The sequence below is a fragment of the Nocardia ignorata NBRC 108230 genome (assembly GCF_001612905.1).
In the GTDB taxonomy this organism is placed as follows: domain Bacteria; phylum Actinomycetota; class Actinomycetes; order Mycobacteriales; family Mycobacteriaceae; genus Nocardia; species Nocardia ignorata.
Genome location: NZ_BDBI01000023.1, coordinates 149,210 through 165,686, shown reverse-complemented (window position 1 = coordinate 165,686; position 16,477 = coordinate 149,210). Strand labels below are relative to the sequence as shown.

Sequence of the window (16,477 nt, the reverse complement as noted above, 5' to 3'; positions counted from 1 at the left end):
GGGTCAGAGCGGCCGCGGGCGGCGAATCATGATGTTGAGTTCCGGGCCGGAGGCACCGAGCCGGACGGATCCGGCGCGCTCGTTGCCCAGCGCCTCGTAGTAGCCGACATTGGCGTCTTTGCAGATGCCGCAGATCGATGCACCTTGCCGGTCGGCCTTGTCGGTGAACGAGGCGTACAGCGCCCGGCCTACACCGCTGCGCTGCAGGCTCGGATCGGCGCCGAGGTAGACGTGGAAGAAGTGCGGTTTGGGCGGAGCGGCGCGATCCATGGCCGCGTCGACCTCGATACCGCGACGCACCGCTGACCCCATCGCGACGAGCAGCTCCGGGCCGGCGATCAGCTCGCGCAAACCGCCCGGGCGATAGCCCTGCGGGTACCACAGCAGGACTCCCACCACGCGGCCGTCGAGCACCGCCACCTCGGCCCCGCCCGCAGGCAGGAAGCGGTGGCGGATCATGGCGCGCAGCATGCGCGGGGCCCGTCGATACCGGACGGTCTCGTCTGGAAAGACGTACTCGTCGATCGGATCGTCATGGGCGAAAGCGGCGGCGAGCACTTCCACCATGGAGTCGATGTCGGCCCTGGTTGCCGGGCGGACGATCAGACTCTTTCCTGAACTCAACGCTGTTGTACCTCAATGGATCCACTGTGCCGGATCACGGAACTCGTTCGGGCAGATCGTGTTTCGTTAGGCTATCTCAGCACATCCGCCGAGCATAGAATTCGGAACGACTTGTCGGTTTTCGCGACGTCGGCATGCGTCAAGGGGCGTAGACACGCTGGTCGCCCGCGCCGATTCTTGACGAAATCCTTACGGTCGCGTCGGGATGCCGGGGCCGGTCGGGCAATTAGGCTGGCCCATCGTGATTTCTTCCCGGGACCTGGTGCGCATGCTCCCCAGCCCGCACCATCCGGCCAGGCTGGTCGTCCTGGGATTCGGCGCCGCGACGCTCGTCGGGACGCTGCTGCTGATGCTGCCCGTAGCGGCGGAATCGCGCACCGCGACGGCGCCGGTCACGGCGCTGTTCACCGCCGTTTCGGCCGTCTGCGTGACGGGGCTCGTCGTGGTCGATACGGAGAGTCACTGGTCGCTGTTCGGTGAACTCGTCGTCCTCGGGCTGATCCAGATCGGCGGCCTCGGGATCATGACACTGGCCTCGCTGCTCGGGTTGCTGGTGGCCAGGCGGATGGGGCTGCGGATGCAGCTGATCGCCCAGTCCGAGACGAAGGCGCTGCGGCTCGGGGAAAGCAGGCGGGTGGTCATCGGGGTCATCCGGATGAGCCTGGTGGTCGAGGCGATCACGGCGATCGCGTTGACGCTGCGATTCGTGTTCGGGTACGACCAGGGCGGTTGGCACGGCGTCTATCTCGGTGTCTTCCACGCCGTTTCGGCCTACAACAACGCCGGATTCGCGCTCTACCAGGACAGCCTGATGGGTTACGCGACCGATCCGTGGATCATCGTCCCCATCACCGTCGCCCTGGTTCTCGGCGGCCTCGGCTTCCCCGTGCTGTTCGAGGTCGGCAGGTGGTTGCGCCGCCGCACCCGCGATCATCGGTGGACACTGCACACCCGGCTCACGCTGTGGACGTACTTCGCGCTCGCGGTGTTCGGCATCGTGGCGGTGACCGCGTTCGAATGGTCCAACCCGGGCACCCTCGGCCCCCTCGGTTCACTGCAGAAACTGCTGGTCGGCGGCTTCCATGGGCTCTCACCACGCACCGCGGGCTTCAATTCGGTGGATGTCGGCGCGATGCACTCCTCGACCCTGCTGGTCAACGACATCCTGATGTTCATCGGCGGCGGCAGCGCGGGCACGGCGGGCGGCATCAAGGTGACCACCTTCGCGCTGCTCGCGTTCGTCATCGCGGCGGAGATTCGTGGTGAACCGACCGTGCATGTGCTCGACCGCAAGCTGGCCGCGCCGGTGCAACGGCAAGCGATCACGGTGGCGCTGCTCGGGGTCGGCGCTGTCGTCGTCGGCACGCTGACCCTGCTGACCATCACCGGGATGGACCTCGATGCCGTGCTGTTCGAGGTGGTTTCGGCTTTCGGCACGGTCGGCCTGTCCACCGGGATCACCGCCGCCATTCCCGATTCCGGCCTGATCGTGCTGGTCGCCCTGATGTTCCTCGGCCGCCTCGGACCCATCACCCTGGCCACCGCGCTCGCGCTGCGCGACCGCGGCCGCCGCTACGAACTACCGGAGGAGCGCCCCATTGTCGGGTAGAACCGCACGCAAACACAGCACGCGCGTCGTCGTCATCGGGCTCGGCCGCTTCGGCGGGGCATTGGCCCGCGAATTGGTGACGCACGGTTCCGAGGTGCTCGCGATCGACTCGAATCCACATATCGTGCAGCAGTATTCGGACCTACTGACCCATGTCGCCGTGGCGGACACCACCGATACGACAGCGCTGGAGCAGCTCGGGGTGCCCGACTTCCCGCACGCGGTGGTGAGCATCGGCTCCAATATGGAGGCGAGCATCCTCACCACCTCGTTGCTCGCCGACTACCGGATCCCCAAGATCTGGGCGAAGGCGACCAGCCGTCAGCACGGGCAGATCCTCGAACGCGTCGGCGCACACCATGTGGTGCTGCCCGAACACGACATGGGTGAACGGGTCGCGCACCTGGTCACCGGCCGGATGATCGACTACATCGAGTTCGACACCGACTACGCCATGGCCAAGACCACCGCGCCCCGATCGGCCGTCGGGGCGACCCTCACAGGCAGCGGGCTGCGCAAGCACTTCGACATCACCGTCGTCGCCATCAAACACCGCGGCGGCGAATTCACCTATGCCACACCGGACTCCGTCGTCGCCGAGGGCGATCAGCTGATCGTCTCCGGGCGCATCGAAGAGGTCGAACGCTTCTCCGACCTGACCTGACGCGGCGAAGACGAAACAAGCCCGAGTTTCAGCGCTGGCGCCAGCTCAGGGGGCCGGGGAGGTCGACGGCGTTCTTCCTGGTGCGCGAGTTCCAGGACCAGGGACCGATTTTGATGCCCCAGGACGACAGGCCCGACTGGGTGAAATTGAACTTCAGGGGGCCGAAGGATTTGCGCTGGCGGAATCGGATGGGCATTGCTGACCTTTCGGTTCGGCGCGTCGATCCGAATCGAGCTCGGCGGCAGCCGATTCCAATGCATCGACGCTACCGGCCATGATAGTTCGAATATGGCGGGTGATGTGGTCGAGCGGCCAGCCCCATCAGGCACAAGCCAGCAGACGGTCGACTTCGGCCGCGGGATAACGGGTTCCGATCAGCCGGGCGGGGTTGCCACCGACGATCCCGTAGTCGGGCACATCGGCGGTGACCACGGCGCCCGTACCGATGATCGCCCCGTTGCCGACGCGGACGCCGGGCATCAAGGTCGCGCCGTTGCCGATCCACACATCGTTGCCGATCACCGTGTCGCCACGGCTCGGCAGGTCCATGACCAGGTCGATGTGGTCGGCCCAGGAACCGCCGAGGACCGGGAACGGGTAGGTCGACGGGCCCGTCCATTCGATGGTTGGCGCCGTTCATGATGAACCGGGCGCCGGGGGCACGAGGGTCCTTCGCGATTCAGACGGTGGCGGTGGCGCCGAGGGCGAGGTGGGCGCCGCGCCAGCGTGAGCGCAGGCGGCGGTCGTGGCTGACGACCAGCAGTGCACCGCGATAGGTGCCCAGGGCGGTTTCCAGGTCTTCGACCAGGGCCGGCGAGAGGTGGTTGGTCGGTTCGTCGAGGAGCAGGGCGTCGACGGGCTCGGTGACGAGGCGGGCGAGGGCCAGGCGTTGGCGTTGGCCGGTGGACAGGTCGGCCACGCGGGTATCCAGCCGCGCGCGATCGAACAGGCCGAGGGCGAGTAGTTGCTCGGTGTGCTCCTCGGCGTCGCCCGCGCGACCGTGCGCGAAGGCGGCGGCCAGGGTTTGCGACGGGTCGGGGAACGAAGACTCCTGGGCCAGGTAGCCGATGCGTCCGCGCCGTGTCACGGTGCCGGCGTCAGGTGTGACTTCGCCGGTGAGAACCCTGAGTAGCGTGGACTTTCCGACGCCGTTGGGCCCGGTGATCAGCGCCCGCTCCCCCGCCGCGATCGACAAGCTCGTACGGTGCAGCCGACCCTCGACCGCCACGTCGACCGCTTCGAGCACCGGCCCCTGCACCCGCCGGGTCCGCAGCACCGGGGTGAACCGCAGCGGCTGCGGCGGTGCGGGTACGGGGTCGGCAAGCAGCCGCCGCAAACGTTCCTCCGCATTGCGGACGCGGCTGGCCAACGACTGCTGCACGCGCCCCCCGGCCCGGTCGTAGGCCATCTTGTTGTTGTCCTTCATCGCCCGGCCCGGTGCCACCGCGCGGGCGGTGGTCGCGGCGGTCTCGCGCAGGCGGGCGATATCGGCCTGCCACTGTTCGTGGGCCTGCTCCCAACGTTGCCTGGCCGCCGCTTTCTCGGTGAGGTAGCCCACGTAACCGTTGCCGTAGCGGACCACTCGTCTGCGGTCGGCGTCGACCTCGAGCAGGTCGGTGGCGACGCGTTCGAGGAACCGCCGGTCGTGCGACACCGTGACGATGGTGCCGCGACGGGTGCGCAGGTGGTCTTCGAGCCAGGTCATGGCGGTGTCGTCGAGATGGTTGGTCGGCTCGTCGAGCAGCAGCACCTCGGTGCCCGCCGCCAGCACCGAGGCCAACCGCAATCGGACCTGTTCGCCACCGGACAGGTCGCCGACGCGGCGGTCGCGGGCGACGAGTCCGAGCCCGAGACCGTGCAGGGCCCGTTCCACCTCGGCTTCGGCGTCGTAACCGCCACGCAGCTCGAAAAGGGTTGTCAGCTCCGCATATTCGGCCAGGCCGTCACCGTCGGCCATCGCAACTTCCAGCGTTCGCAGGCGATCCTCGATGGCCCGTAGGTCGGCCAGGGCGCGGTCGATGATCTCCTGCACAGTGAGGTGCGGTGGAAGTTCCTCGTCCTGGGCGAGATAGCCGACGCCACCGTCGGCCCGGACCGTCACCTCGCCGGAATCGGGCAGTTCGCGGCCGGCCAGCAGGCGCAGCAGGGTGGACTTGCCCGAACCGTTCTCGCCGATGATCCCGGTGCGCTCGCCCGTGGCGAACGCGCACGTCACCTCATCGAGGACCGGGCGCCCAAGGAAGGATTTGCTGACCGCACGTGCGGTGAGTTGAGTTGGCATACAAGCACTCCGAAGCATTCGAGGAAGCGGACCCAGCGGACCGCAGGACGTGATGAACGCTTCGAAGGAGCATCGGCAACCTCACTAGTGCGACAACAATTGCATTAGTATGCTGCCACAGGATTTCCCCGCGAGCAAGAAGAAGATTCATGAGCGAACCGAAACCGCGCCCGGGTGGCCGCACCGCCCGCAACCGGGAGCAGGTACTGGCCGCTGTCAGCGCCGAACTGGCCGAGAACGGCTACGACGCGTTGACCATCGACTCGGTCGCCGAGCGCGCCGGTGTGCATCGGACCACCGTGTACCGGCGGTGGCGCAATGTGGGCGGGCTGCTCGCCGATGTCATCGCGGCGGCGGGTGATCTGGACTGGCAGCCACGTGATACCGGTTCGCTCGCCGGGGATCTGACCGCGCTGAACGAGGAGATCCAGGAGTCGTTGCTCGCGGAACCATCGATCGCGTCGGCGCTGATCGCGGTGTCGTTCCGGTCGACGGAGGCCGCACAGGGGCTCGCGCGGATGTGGGAGGACCGTTACGCGCAGTGCGAGATCGTCGTGGAGCGGGCCGTGGAACGGGGCGAGATCCCCGCCGACACCGATGCCCGAGCGCTGCTCATCGCGGCGACGGCCCCGGTGTACCACTGCCTGATGCTGCTGCGCACACCGCCGGATCCGGGGTTGCCGGAGCGGGCGGCGGCCGGCACCGCGCTCGCCGCCCGCGCGGGGGCGTTCCGCGAGTCGCCGCACACCACTCGGCGGTTATTGTCCTGAACGTCGTTCGGCTCGTGATTTGTCGCGGCCGTGGGCTTCTCGCAACAGTTCACGCAGCACCTCGGCGTTGTCCGGGCCGGGGTTCGTGATCGAAAGCCAATGCGCGCGGGCGTACAGCGGATGCGGGGCGAGGGTGTTGTCGGCGAGCGAGTTGTCGGCGTATTCGGCGAAGGTGTCCGTGCCGACCGCGACGTTGACGCGGAAGGCACCGGGCCTGTCCAGGCCGGTAGCGGTGTCGTCGGGATAGTTCTTGGTGACGATCGTGGCGAAGGGCTGGCCACGGGGCACCACGCCGTCCGGGGCGTAGTAGTAGAAGATGTCGCCCCAGCTGATCTCGGGGAAGTCGCTGCCCTCGGTGGGTCGCAGGGCGAGCACACCGTCGAGTCCGCTCACGAAGTCGTCGATCTCGGTAATCTGCATGCTTCAAGCGTCACATTGAAGTGCTTGTGTGGACTTGGACGCGATACCGCCAGGAGAACTCATGACAAAGCTACATTCGCACCGGATGCGGACGGTCGATGTGGCGCGGGCGGCCGGTTACTCGGTGCAGCAGGTGCGCGACCTCGAGAACGACGGTGTGCTGCCCGCCGCGCAGCGGTCGCCGGGCGGCCACCGGAACTATCGAGACGCGCATGTCGCGGCCGCCCGGGCCTACCGCGCGCTGGCGGAAGGGACCGGCCCGGTGGCGGCGAAGGCGATCATGCGCGATGCCGTCGCCGGGGAAACCGAGCGGGCACTGGCCGGGCTCGACGCGGCCCACGCCGCCCTGCACACCGAACGCGGCGAGCTGGCGCTCGCGGTGCGGGCGGCGGCCGGTATCGGAGCCGAACCGATCGCGGATGTGCGCGACTCCGACGCACTCGGCATCGCCGAACTCGCCGACGCGCTCGGCATCCGGACCTCCACGCTGCGACATTGGGACGCAGCGGGATTGGTCGTTCCCGAGCGCGCGAAGGGGGCGCGGCGATACACGCCCGAACAGGTGCGCGACGCCAGGATCGTGCACCAGTTGCGGCGTGCGGGTTACGGCATAGCCACGCTGCGCACGGTGCTCACCCAGTTCCGGCGCAGCGGGCCGGGAGAACTACGCGACGCCCTCGCCACCCGAGAGGCCGCACTCACCCGACGATCCAGGGCACTCGTCGAATCGGCGGCGGCCCTGACGGAAGTCCTGCGGGATCAGCCGCACAACCCACGTGCTCGCGCGCTCTGCTGAGTACCGGCGGCGAGCAACTCGAACAGTGCGGTGATGCTCTGGTCACCACGCCCCTCGGCGACCGCGCAACGGAGCAGGTGGTGGATGGGTTCGTGCCAGCTCATATCGATGCCCGTCTCCGCCGCGAGCTGGGTGTCGTCGGTGACCGCCGTGTGGAACAGGTTGACGGTGGCGCCGAGGCGGGTGTAGTCCTGGGTGTCGATCTCGGTGGCCAGGATCGGCAGCAGGGATTCGATCATCCGCAACCATTTCGCCGAGTACCCGACCATCGCCTCTGCCGGAATGCCGCGGGAGGCAAGGATCGCCGCACCCTCGAAGATGCCGAGCAGGGTGGGCAGAAGTGTTGCGCCGACGGCGGATTCGTAGAGTGCGGCCAGGTCGGGGTCGGGGCCGAGGAACTCGACGTCGCCGCCGAGCACGCGCAAGGTCTCGACATGGGTATCGAAGACGGCGCGGTCGCCACCGAAATACAGCAGGGTGTCGAAGTTTCCGACGGCCGATGGCACGTTCTTGATCGCGCCACCGAGGTAACGCGCGCCCACGCAATGCGCGAAGCGTGCGAATTGCCTTGCCTGTGCCGGTGTTCCGCTGTTCAGGGTGATGAGATCGCGGCCCGCGAGTTCAGCGGTGCCGTCCAGGCTGTCTCGGGTGGCGGCGAAGGTCGTCATGGTCGTCACGATCACCCGGCTCGCGCCGACGGCATCGGCGACGGCGGGATGGGCGATCGCACCCGCCGCCACCAGGGCCGTGGTGCGCTCGAGGCTGCGGTTCCAGACATGGGTGCGGTAGCCGGCGGCGAGAAAGGCCTGGGCGATCGCCGTGCCCATCGCGCCGGTGCCGAGCACGGTCACGTTGTTCATGGATCCGAGTGTGGGCGCCATCCGGGCGGCACAGAAGTACGCACTTTTCCCGTCCCTAGCTCACCCACAGGTAATCGTCCAGGTCAGGGCACCGGTGGCTGAAAAATTGTGGGGCGTCATTGTTGTGAACTCTGCCAAGGCCGAAGGTGAGCATCCCCGGGTGTACGGCCGGTGGCCGTAAAGTTTCAGGTATGTCGGAGCCCGAGATGACCGAATTGGTACAGCGCATCGTCGAGGAGGCGCTACTGGGCGGCCCACGACGGTTCAACCGGACCCAGGTGGCCGAGCTCTCCGGCGTACCGGAGAGCGAATCCCGACGGCTGTGGACGGCACTCGGTTTCCCCGCCAACTCCGAGGAAGCCGTCGACTACGCCCAGATCGATATCGACTCGGTCAGCACCTTCCGCGGCATGAAAGTGGTTGCGGCGTCGAATCTCCGGCAGCAGGCGGCGGCGGCGCGCACCATCGGTCAGGGCCTGGCGCGGCTGGCGGAATGGCAGGCCGACCTGGTGCTCGCCGAGGTCGAGGTCCGCGCGGAGGCGGCCGATCCCGCCCTGCCCGTGGCCGAGCGGATCAGGGCAGCCGCCGAGGACACGCTCGCCGAGGTCGAGCAGTTGCAGGCGTATGTGTGGCGCAGGCATCTGGTGGCCGCCATCGCCCGTTCCATCGACGACGCCGGGGACGGATCCACCCGCACCCTGGCCGTCGGTTTCGCCGACATGGTCGGTTTCACCCGGCTCACCCGGCACCTGCATCCCGACGAATTGTCCACGCTGCTGGAGGCTTTCGAGTCGACCACCACCGCCGCGATCACCGACAACGGCGGCTGGGTGATCAAGAACGTGGGCGACGAGGTGATGTTCGCCGCCGAGAACGCGGTCGACGCGGCCCGGATCGCGTTGGCCATCCAGGAGTCGACCATGCTCGTCGGCGGCACCCCCGAACTGCGCGTCGCCTTCGCCTACGGTGAGGTGCTGCAACGCTTCGGCGACCTGTACGGCTCGGTGGTCAATATCGCCGCCCGCCTCACCGGCGTCGCCCGCCCCGCCAACATCCTCATCGACGACGCCGCCGCCGAAGCCCTCGCCGACCACCCCGAATTCGCCATCCGTCACCTGCGCAGCGTCCGCGTCCGCGGCTTCAACCGCCTGCGCCCCCACCGCCTCCGCCGCGCGTAGAGAAGCGCGCGTAGAGAATACTGTCGCCACCCGATTGGGTGGCACCATATGTGGCATGAACAAGACGACCGTGTATCTCCCCGAGGCGCTGGAGATGCGCCTCGACGCGGAAGCGGCCGCTACCGGTGTCAGCAAGGCGGAACTCATCCGTCGCGGCATCGCCATGTTGCTCGACACCTCCGATCGCCCCAAGCAGAACGCGCCACTCCCCGTCTTCCGCAGCGGCCGGTCTCGCACCGCTGACGAGATGGATGACGATGTGTACTCCCATATCAAGCAGCAAGCGGCGCGCCGGTGATCATTGTCGCCGACCCGTCGACCTTGTTCGCCGCCTTCGATGCAGATCAAGAGGAGCATGCGCAGGCGGTCGAAGTGATGGAAACCGAGACGCTCGTGATCTCGCCGCTGGTGTTGACCGAACTGGACCACCTCGTCCACCGAGACCTCGGCTTCCCCGCGGCCATGCAGGTGATCGAATCGCTGATGGGCCGCATGATCGACGGACGCTATCGGCTCGCCGAGCTGAAGCATGTGGATCTGGCCGCGGCTCAGACGATTCGATCCAATACGAAGGGCTACGGCTGGATCTGGCCGACGCCGTAGGGGTCGTGCTGGCAGACAAGTTCCGCACCGACACCGTCTTCACCCTCGATCAGCGTGACTTTCGCGCGATAGAGCCGTTGACTCACGGCATCGACGCCTTTCGCATTCTTCCCGCCGATATCTAGCGGATGCGGCAGGTGTCCCTCGGAGGCCCGACACCGTTCTCTAGGGTGTTGTGGTGGAGATGGATTGGCTGAGTGTGCGCGAGGCGTACACGGTGTTCGCCGATGACGCGGTGGTGGCGCTGAACAAGCCGTCGGGCATTTCGGTGACCGGGGAGCGGCACGACACCGATCTGGTCGAGATCGCGAAGGCGGCGGGGACGCAGGTGTACCCGGTGCACCGGATCGACAAGGTGACCTCCGGGCTGGTGCTGCTGGCGACCGATCTGGCGGCGCACGGGCAGCTCACCCGCCAGTTCAACAAGCAGACCGCGCGCAAGGCCTATCTGGCGATCGTGTCCGGGGACGACCTACCCGACCAGGGCGAACTCGACCTGCCGTTGAGCGTGGGACGCAAGAACCGGGTGCGGATCGCGGCGCCGCGCGAGGCGATCCGCCGCGAGGGCGAACGCTGGTTCGTCGACGACGCCGACCTGCTGCCCGCCAAGAACTACCCCTCGCTCACCAGGTTCACCACCGTCGCGCGCAAGGACGATCGAGCCCTGCTCGCCCTGCGACCGGTGACCGGGCGACGACATCAGATCCGCGTGCAGCTCGCCTGGACCGGCCACCCGATCCTGGGCGACCCCCTGTTCGACCGCACCGCCGCCCTCCCCCGCACTCACCTGCACTCCTGGCGGCTGCGACTGGACGCCGACTGGCTCACCCCACCGGTCCTCGACCTGCGCGCCACCCCGGGCCCCGACTTCTGGGCACCGTTCACCACCGACCCCGACGAAGCAGCGCACCTGCTCGCCGAGGCCGACCGCCGCACCGGTGCTACCCGGTGATCTCCCAGCTGCTGCTGCCGTCGTTGCGCGCGGTGACCACGACGGTCGCCGTATCGCCCTCGGCCTCGACCGCCGTACAGGTGAAGGTGCTGCCGACCTCGGCGATCTTCAGGCCCTGACCGCAGTCGACGGTCACCGCGAAACCGAGCTGGTTCGAGGCTTCGGTGCTGATGTCGGCCGCGGTCGCCGCCAGGTCGAACGCGATATCGCGGCTCTTGTACTCCACCGAGCCTTCGCCGTCCTCGACCCGCACATCCACGCGCACTTCTTTGTCCTCGACCTTGGCCACACAGATGAAGGTGTCGCCCGTAGCCGGTTCGTCGGCCAGACGCGGGCACTTCACGGATTCGACCTTGCGCGAGATCGGCGCGTAGGCCTTGTCGAGCTCGGTGGCGATCTCCTTCTCCAGAGCCTCGTAATCGGGACCGCCGATCGAGATGAAACCACTGCATCCGGCCAGCGCGAGGGGGAAAACCAAGGCGCTCAACACGACCCGGAACACGGGGCGAGGCGCGGTACGAGAAATCGACACGCCGGTGACGCTACAAGGCCGCGAACCGGTTGGCCGGGCGAGCAAACATCCGATCCCACTCAGCGGAATACACTTACTACAACAGGCTGATTCGCGCAGGAGAACGCGAGCTTCCGCGCGGTGAAAACGCACACAGACCAGCCGATGGGTTTCGGTCCGTGGTAGGGCTCATGCAGACGAATAAGCGCAGGTCATCTAGCCTTGAAGGGTGCCGATGAGTCATCCCGGCGCACTCTGACGCAACGGAGCGATCCCAGAGAAGAAAGCGACTGCCGATGATCCTGGCGGCTCAGCTCAGCGACACCCATTTCGACCTCAGCGCACGCAATACCGAACGGGTCGAGGCGGTGATGGGCTATCTGGCGGACCTGCCGCGCAGGCCCGACGTCATCCTCGTCACCGGCGACATCACCGATTCCGGCAGACCCGAGCAGTACGCCGAGGCGCGCCTGGCCCTGACCGCCGACATCCCGGTCTACCTGCTCCCCGGCAACCACGACGACCGCGCGAACTTCCGCACCGGCCTGCTCGGCGAGCCCGCCTCCACGGCCCCCATCAACAGCGCCAACCGCGTCGGCCCGCTGACGATCCTCATGCTCGATTCCAGCATCCCCGGCGAGCCGAGCGGTGCGCTGTCCGAGGACACGTACACGTGGCTACGCGCCGCCCTGGCCGAGGCGCCCGCCGACGGCCCGATCCTCATCGCCCTGCACCACCCGCCGAACCACCTGTTCAGCCCGATCGTCGACGTGATCGCCCTGGCCGATCCCGGTCGCCTGGCCGCCATCGTCGCGGGCGACCAGCGCATCATCGGCGTCCTCACCGGCCACGCCCACTCCCCCATCGCCACCACCTTCGCGGGCAAGCCGATGATCACCGGCCCGAGCACCGCCTCGGTCCTCGGCGGCGAATGGGAGATCACCCCGCCGCACCGCGTGATGGACTACGCGCCCGACCCGGCCATCGCGCTGCATGTCATCGACGAAAACCACGCTCTGACAACCCATTTCCGCACGGTGGCGATGGGCGGCTGGCTGGCGGAGCCGCTGATTTGAACCGGCGCGGCCGCCCACGCGCGGGCCGGTGGGCGGCCGTGACAGCGAATGACAGCGCGGTGACAGGGCCTGCCCGGACAGTGGCCGCATGACCCAGACCATCAGCGAAACCCGCAACATCCCGATCGACATGCTGGAACGGTTCCGGGCCCGCGCCGCGGGCCACGACCGCACCAACACCTACTTCGCCGAGGACCTCGCCGAGCTGCGCGGTATCGGCTACCTCGCCGCGGCGGTTCCGGCCGAGCGCGGCGGGTGGGGTCTCGACCTGGCCCAGCTCGCGGCGAGTCAACGACGCCTCGCCCGCTACGCCCCCGCCACCGCGCTGGCGATGACGATGCACTCCTACTGGATCGGCATCGCCAACGAAATGGCCAGGGCGGGAGACGATTCGGTGGACTGGATCTACACCGCGGCCCTCGCGGGCGAGGTGTTCGCGGCGGGGCATGCCGAGGCGGGCAACGACATTCCGGTGCTGCTGTCCACCTGTCAGGCGCGCCGCGTCGACGGCGGTTACCGGCTGACCGGGCGCAAACAGTTCGGTTCCAACGGACCGGCGTGGTCGTGGCTCGGCGCGCACGCCCTCGACGTCGATGCCGAGGGTGGCCCGAAAGTGGTGCATGCCTTCGTGAAACGCGGTTCCGAGGGCGCCGTCGTCGTCGAGAACTGGGACACCCTCGGCATGCGGGCGACGCAGAGCTACGACACCCGGCTCGACGAGGTGTTCGTCCCCGACAGCCGGGTCGGCTGCGTGGTGCCCGCAGGCGATGCGGATCACCCGTTCCTGGTGGGGATGACGATGTGGCCGCTGGCGCTCATGGGTGCCGTCTACCTCGGCATCGCCGACCGCGCATCGGAACTGGCGGTGGCCCACGCGCGGAACAAGAAGTCGATGGCGATCGAGCGCGGCGCCTACGCCTACAACCCGTTCGTGCAGCACCAGATCGCCACGATGTATCTGGAACTCGACGCCGCCGCTGCCGTCCTGACCGGTTTCACCGCCGACTGGGTGGCCGGTACCGATCACGGCGCCGACTGGGTGCCGAAGGTCTACTCGATGAAATGGCGGGCAGTGGAAGGCGCCAAACGAGTGGTGGACACCGCGCTCGATGTAGTGGGCGGAGCGGGCATGTTCGCGGGCAACGAGCTCGAACGCCTCTACCGCGATGTGCGCTGCGGGGGATTTCATCCCGGCAACGACGCGCTGACCCACGAGATGGTCGGCAAGGCGGTGCTCGGCATCATCGACGAACAGCCGCGCTGGTGATCCGCGGGCCCGCAGGCACTTTCAAGCCTGCGGGCCGAGGGCCGCGAGGGTGTAGCCGATCAGCGCGTCGTTGCCGAGGCTCGCACCGAAGCGCCGGGCCTGCTCGAAGAGGTCCGCGCCCAGTTCGTCGCGCAATCGCTTCGACAACTGGTCGAGCACCTCGCGGTCCGAACCGAGCGGTGCTTCGGCGGTGGCGGCGCGGATCGCGCCGTCGAGCACGGCCGCTCGTTGTGCGCGGCCGAGTTGCTCGAGCAGCAGCGCGATCGCCCGGAGCATCACCCACTGGGTGGACCACATGCCCGCCCGCTGCCAGGCGCGCAACAGGGCCGGATAGGCGGCCGCCGCCTCGGCGGTGCGACCCGAGCGCACGTCGAGCGAGGCCCGCGACGCACCAGCGACGCCGGTGACGAAGGTGGTGCCGGTCGCCTCGGCCATCCGCAGGGCACGGTCGAGCAGACCGCGCGCCCGATCCGGATCGACATCGAGGACAGCCTCACCGGCGCAGTAGAGGTTGTAGGCCGTGTACGGGGAGACGATCGTCGCGGCGGCCAGCTCCGCCGAGCGCTGACCGACGCTCGGGTCACCCGCGTAGCCGAGCAGCATCGTCCACGTCGCGCTGTCCATATTGGGCACCTCGCGGCCGGGAATCTCCGAAGCACGGCGATACCACTGTGCGGACTCCTCGAACCGCCCCGAGAACAGTTCGCAGACGCCGTATGCACCGTAGGCGTTTTAAGGCGGGTCGTCGCAGGCGGCGAGGGCCCGGCCGGCGCGATCGTAGGCGCCGGGCAGGTCACCGGCCATCCACCGGGCGTACGCCGCGGCCGCCAGCACCTCGGCAGCGAGCCGGCCGGTCGGCTCGGGCTCGGCGGCGAGTACCAACTCCGACCAGGCGAGGACGTCGGGGCGGAGCCTGAGCAGGCCGTAGTCCATCAGGGCGGCGACGAGACGGGCGGCGCGAGGGGTGTCGCCGTGGTCGAGGAGCCAGTGCAGGGCACGGTGGAGTTCGGTGATCGTGTCGTCGACGCGGGCGATGGCGGTGGCCGAGTCGGCGAGCTCCCGGCAGGTCCGTTCCGCCCAGTCCACGAAGTAGGCGGCGTGGCGAGCCCCCGCGCCGTCGTCTGCGGTGGCACGCGCGGTGCGGCCGAAGGTGCGCAGGGTTTCGAGCAACGCGTAGCGACGACCGGGCGCGCGCAGGACGAGTGAGCGTTCGGTGAGCGCGGTCAACCTGTCGGCCGCGACACCGAGCTCGATATCGCAGACGGCGGCGGCCGCCGCCACATCGAACGGTCCGGCGAACACCGACAGGCTCGTAAACGTCTCGCGCAGTGGGCGATCGAGCAGATCTACCGACCACGCGACGGCTGCGGCGAGCGAACCGTGCCTGGTCGCGGTGCGGTATCCGGCCGAGAGGAAATCGAATTGGCGGTCGAGTCCGGCCGCGATCTCCGCCACGTCGTGGGAGTACATCCGGGCCGCGGCGAGCTCGATGGCCAGCGGCAGCCCATCGAGCCGGGACACGATGCCACCGATCCGGGCGAGGGCAGCGGGTTCGAGCCGCAGGTCGCCGGTGACCGAGGCGGCCCGTTCGAGGAACAGGGCGACGGCGGGCGAGCCGTCACCGACCGCGAGCGGCGGCACCCGGCGAACCTGCTCACCGGCCACCCGCAGCCGCTCGCGGCTGGTCGCGACGATCCGCACGTGCGGACAGCGGCTGAGCAGGAGCTCGACCAGCGCGGCGATCGGCTCGACGACGTGCTCGCAATTGTCAAGGAGTACAAGCATTTCCGACTCGCCGATCACACCGGCGATGCGTTCGCCGAGCGGGATGCCGGGGCGCACATCGATGGCAAGTGCGGCGGCGACCGCCGCGACCGCACCGTCTACATCCGTCGCGGCGAGTTCGCACCACACCACCGGCGAGCCGGCGTGCCCACGTCCCAGCTCCAGCATCACACGGGTCTTGCCGACCCCGCCGGGGCCCACGAGGGTCAGGAGGCGATGGCCTGCCTGCGCCGCGCGTGCCTCCGCGAGCAGGTCGTCGCGGCCGATCAGTGGCGTCACCGACAGCGGAAGTGGCTGGGGTGCACCGGTTTCCACCTCGCCGGCGAGCAACTGCCGGTACCTGTCCCGCAACGGTTGCGACGGCTCGGTGCCGAGTTCGGCTGCCAGCAGCCTGCGGAATTCGTCGTACACACGCAGGGCGTCGGCGGGCCTGCCCGTGGCGGCGAGCGCGTCGATCAGCAAGGCGCGCAGGTGCTCTCGCAGCGGATACTCGTCGACCAGCGCGCGCAGGCGAGCCGCCACACCGTCGGTGCGTCCCTCGGCCAGCAGGCGGGCCGTCTCGGACTCGACGGCCCGCACCCGCAGTTCCTCCAGCCGCGCCGATTCAGCGCGCGCGTCGTCGACCATGTCCAGTTCCGGGTAGGCGGGCCCCACCCAGCGGCGCAGGATCTCCTCGGCCGAGCCGCCGCTGTCGAGGATCGCGGCGAGTTCGTCGGCATCGACCAGTACCCGGCCCGGATCCAGGCGATACCCGTCACCGGCCGAAGCGATCGCTTCCGGGAGCACCCGGCGCAACCGGGACACATGGTTGTGCAGGGCCGCCGCCGGATTGCTCGGCCGTTCGCCCGGCCACAACAGCTCGATCGCCGCGTCCGAGGACACCACCGCACCACGCCGGAGCAGCAGCAGCGCCAGCAGCCGCCTCGGCAACACCCCCGCGGGCGTCACCTCGTCGCCGCCGGGAGCGTGGACTCGCAGCGGCCCGAGCACCGCGCAGTGGAAACGCTCCGAGCGGCTGTCTTCGTGCACCGACCAAGCCTACGACCACGGGTGCCCACCGGATCCACACACAATCCACACG

18 protein-coding genes and 1 pseudogene are annotated in these 16,477 nt (G+C 68.6%); 10 read left to right on the top strand and 9 right to left on the bottom strand.

Annotated elements, in window-relative coordinates; all coding sequences use genetic code 11:
• Positions 1–3 precede the first annotated feature (3 nt).
• Positions 4–624: a GNAT family N-acetyltransferase gene (locus NI2_RS19280; protein ID WP_243749840.1), complete on the bottom strand. Its 621-nt coding sequence runs from the start codon at positions 622–624 to the stop codon at positions 4–6.
• 268 nt (positions 625–892) lie between these two features.
• Between NI2_RS19280 and NI2_RS19275 the strand changes: the two genes are divergently transcribed.
• Positions 893–2,233 (top strand): TrkH family potassium uptake protein, encoded by a 1,341-nt coding sequence (locus NI2_RS19275; protein ID WP_067492513.1) that lies wholly within the window; start codon positions 893–895, stop codon positions 2,231–2,233.
• Positions 2,223–2,897, top strand: coding sequence for a potassium channel family protein (locus tag NI2_RS19270; RefSeq protein WP_067492511.1), 675 nt, complete (start codon positions 2,223–2,225; stop codon positions 2,895–2,897). The genes NI2_RS19275 and NI2_RS19270 overlap by 11 nt, the downstream gene beginning before the upstream one ends.
• 28 nt (positions 2,898–2,925) lie before the next feature.
• On the opposite strand, the gene NI2_RS33185 is transcribed toward NI2_RS19270, so the two are convergent.
• From NI2_RS33185 to abc-f, 3 genes and pseudogenes are all read right to left on the bottom strand, one after another.
• Positions 2,926–3,093, bottom strand: a complete 168-nt coding sequence (locus NI2_RS33185) for a DUF4236 domain-containing protein (RefSeq protein WP_084457272.1) — start codon at positions 3,091–3,093, stop codon at positions 2,926–2,928.
• Positions 3,094–3,137: 44 nt separating this feature from the next.
• A pseudogene (locus NI2_RS35750) lies at positions 3,138–3,558 on the bottom strand (CatB-related O-acetyltransferase); the annotation flags it as partial.
• Between the two features lie 18 nt (positions 3,559–3,576).
• On the bottom strand, positions 3,577–5,178 hold the full coding sequence (gene abc-f, locus NI2_RS19260) for a ribosomal protection-like ABC-F family protein (protein WP_174552218.1): 1,602 nt from the start codon (positions 5,176–5,178) through the stop codon (positions 3,577–3,579).
• A gap of 149 nt (positions 5,179–5,327) precedes the next feature.
• Here abc-f and NI2_RS19255 point away from each other — a divergent pair, with 149 nt between their 5' ends.
• Entirely contained in the window at positions 5,328–5,948 is a 621-nt protein-coding gene (locus NI2_RS19255) for a TetR/AcrR family transcriptional regulator (RefSeq protein ID WP_067492507.1), read from the top strand.
• Here NI2_RS19255 and NI2_RS19250 read toward each other — a convergent pair.
• Entirely contained in the window at positions 5,937–6,368 is a 432-nt protein-coding gene (locus NI2_RS19250) for a DUF6194 family protein (RefSeq protein ID WP_067492505.1), read from the bottom strand. The genes NI2_RS19255 and NI2_RS19250 overlap by 12 nt on opposite strands.
• 61 nt (positions 6,369–6,429) lie before the next feature.
• On the opposite strand from NI2_RS19250, the gene NI2_RS19245 reads away from it, so the two are divergent.
• A complete protein-coding gene (locus NI2_RS19245) occupies positions 6,430–7,164 on the top strand; it encodes a MerR family transcriptional regulator (RefSeq protein ID WP_067492503.1) in 735 nt (244 codons plus the stop codon).
• Here NI2_RS19245 and NI2_RS19240 read toward each other — a convergent pair.
• Positions 7,128–8,024 carry an NAD(P)-dependent oxidoreductase gene (locus tag NI2_RS19240; protein WP_067492501.1) on the bottom strand — a complete coding sequence of 299 codons (897 nt, stop codon included), beginning with the start codon at positions 8,022–8,024 and terminating at the stop codon, positions 7,128–7,130. The genes NI2_RS19245 and NI2_RS19240 overlap by 37 nt on opposite strands.
• A gap of 191 nt (positions 8,025–8,215) precedes the next feature.
• Between NI2_RS19240 and NI2_RS19235 the strand changes: the two genes are divergently transcribed.
• The 4 genes from NI2_RS19235 (at position 8,216) to NI2_RS19220 (ending at position 10,757) form a co-directional block, all read left to right on the top strand.
• Positions 8,216–9,202, top strand: a complete 987-nt coding sequence (locus tag NI2_RS19235; protein ID WP_067492499.1) for an adenylate/guanylate cyclase domain-containing protein — start codon at positions 8,216–8,218, stop codon at positions 9,200–9,202.
• A gap of 55 nt (positions 9,203–9,257) precedes the next feature.
• A complete protein-coding gene (locus NI2_RS19230) occupies positions 9,258–9,500 on the top strand; it encodes a ribbon-helix-helix domain-containing protein (protein WP_084476532.1) in 243 nt (80 codons plus the stop codon).
• On the top strand, positions 9,497–9,805 hold the full coding sequence (locus NI2_RS19225) for a PIN domain-containing protein (RefSeq protein ID WP_208115339.1): 309 nt from the start codon (positions 9,497–9,499) through the stop codon (positions 9,803–9,805). The genes NI2_RS19230 and NI2_RS19225 overlap by 4 nt, the downstream gene beginning before the upstream one ends.
• Before the next feature lie 184 nt (positions 9,806–9,989).
• Positions 9,990–10,757 (top strand): RluA family pseudouridine synthase, encoded by a 768-nt coding sequence (locus NI2_RS19220; protein WP_084476531.1) that lies wholly within the window; start codon positions 9,990–9,992, stop codon positions 10,755–10,757.
• On the opposite strand, the gene NI2_RS19215 is transcribed toward NI2_RS19220, so the two are convergent.
• Entirely contained in the window at positions 10,747–11,289 is a 543-nt protein-coding gene (locus NI2_RS19215) for a DUF4333 domain-containing protein (RefSeq protein WP_133733955.1), read from the bottom strand. The two genes, NI2_RS19220 and NI2_RS19215, sit on opposite strands and share 11 nt — an antisense overlap.
• 275 nt (positions 11,290–11,564) lie before the next feature.
• On the opposite strand from NI2_RS19215, the gene NI2_RS19210 reads away from it, so the two are divergent.
• Together NI2_RS19210 and NI2_RS19205 are read left to right on the top strand one after the other, a co-directional pair.
• On the top strand, positions 11,565–12,344 hold the full coding sequence (locus tag NI2_RS19210; RefSeq protein ID WP_067492494.1) for a metallophosphoesterase: 780 nt from the start codon (positions 11,565–11,567) through the stop codon (positions 12,342–12,344).
• A gap of 88 nt (positions 12,345–12,432) precedes the next feature.
• Entirely contained in the window at positions 12,433–13,611 is a 1,179-nt protein-coding gene (locus NI2_RS19205; protein WP_067492492.1) for an acyl-CoA dehydrogenase family protein, read from the top strand.
• 21 nt (positions 13,612–13,632) lie between these two features.
• Here NI2_RS19205 and NI2_RS35195 read toward each other — a convergent pair whose 3' ends face one another.
• Both NI2_RS35195 and NI2_RS19200 read right to left on the bottom strand, forming a co-directional pair.
• Entirely contained in the window at positions 13,633–14,235 is a 603-nt protein-coding gene (locus NI2_RS35195) for a hypothetical protein (RefSeq protein WP_243749839.1), read from the bottom strand.
• Positions 14,236–14,343: 108 nt separating this feature from the next.
• Complete coding sequence (locus tag NI2_RS19200) at positions 14,344–16,425, bottom strand: ATP-binding protein (RefSeq protein WP_243749838.1); 2,082 nt, start codon at positions 16,423–16,425, stop codon at positions 14,344–14,346.
• Between the last annotated feature and the right edge of the window lie 52 nt (positions 16,426–16,477).

Coding starts and splice junctions, on each gene's coding strand:
- NI2_RS19275 (WP_067492513.1), top strand. CDS start 893: ATGCTCCCCAGCCCGCACCATCCGGCCAGGCTGGTCGTCCTGGGATTC.
- NI2_RS33185 (WP_084457272.1), bottom strand. CDS start 3,093: ATGCCCATCCGATTCCGCCAGCGCAAATCCTTCGGCCCCCTGAAGTTC.
- abc-f (WP_174552218.1), bottom strand. CDS start 5,178: ATGCCAACTCAACTCACCGCACGTGCGGTCAGCAAATCCTTCCTTGGG.
- NI2_RS19255 (WP_067492507.1), top strand. CDS start 5,328: ATGAGCGAACCGAAACCGCGCCCGGGTGGCCGCACCGCCCGCAACCGG.
- NI2_RS19250 (WP_067492505.1), bottom strand. CDS start 6,368: ATGCAGATTACCGAGATCGACGACTTCGTGAGCGGACTCGACGGTGTG.
- NI2_RS19245 (WP_067492503.1), top strand. CDS start 6,430: ATGACAAAGCTACATTCGCACCGGATGCGGACGGTCGATGTGGCGCGG.
- NI2_RS19240 (WP_067492501.1), bottom strand. CDS start 8,024: ATGAACAACGTGACCGTGCTCGGCACCGGCGCGATGGGCACGGCGATC.
- NI2_RS19235 (WP_067492499.1), top strand. CDS start 8,216: ATGTCGGAGCCCGAGATGACCGAATTGGTACAGCGCATCGTCGAGGAG.
- NI2_RS19230 (WP_084476532.1), top strand. CDS start 9,258: ATGAACAAGACGACCGTGTATCTCCCCGAGGCGCTGGAGATGCGCCTC.
- NI2_RS19220 (WP_084476531.1), top strand. CDS start 9,990: ATGGATTGGCTGAGTGTGCGCGAGGCGTACACGGTGTTCGCCGATGAC.
- NI2_RS19210 (WP_067492494.1), top strand. CDS start 11,565: ATGATCCTGGCGGCTCAGCTCAGCGACACCCATTTCGACCTCAGCGCA.
- NI2_RS19205 (WP_067492492.1), top strand. CDS start 12,433: ATGACCCAGACCATCAGCGAAACCCGCAACATCCCGATCGACATGCTG.
- NI2_RS35195 (WP_243749839.1), bottom strand. CDS start 14,235: ATGGACAGCGCGACGTGGACGATGCTGCTCGGCTACGCGGGTGACCCG.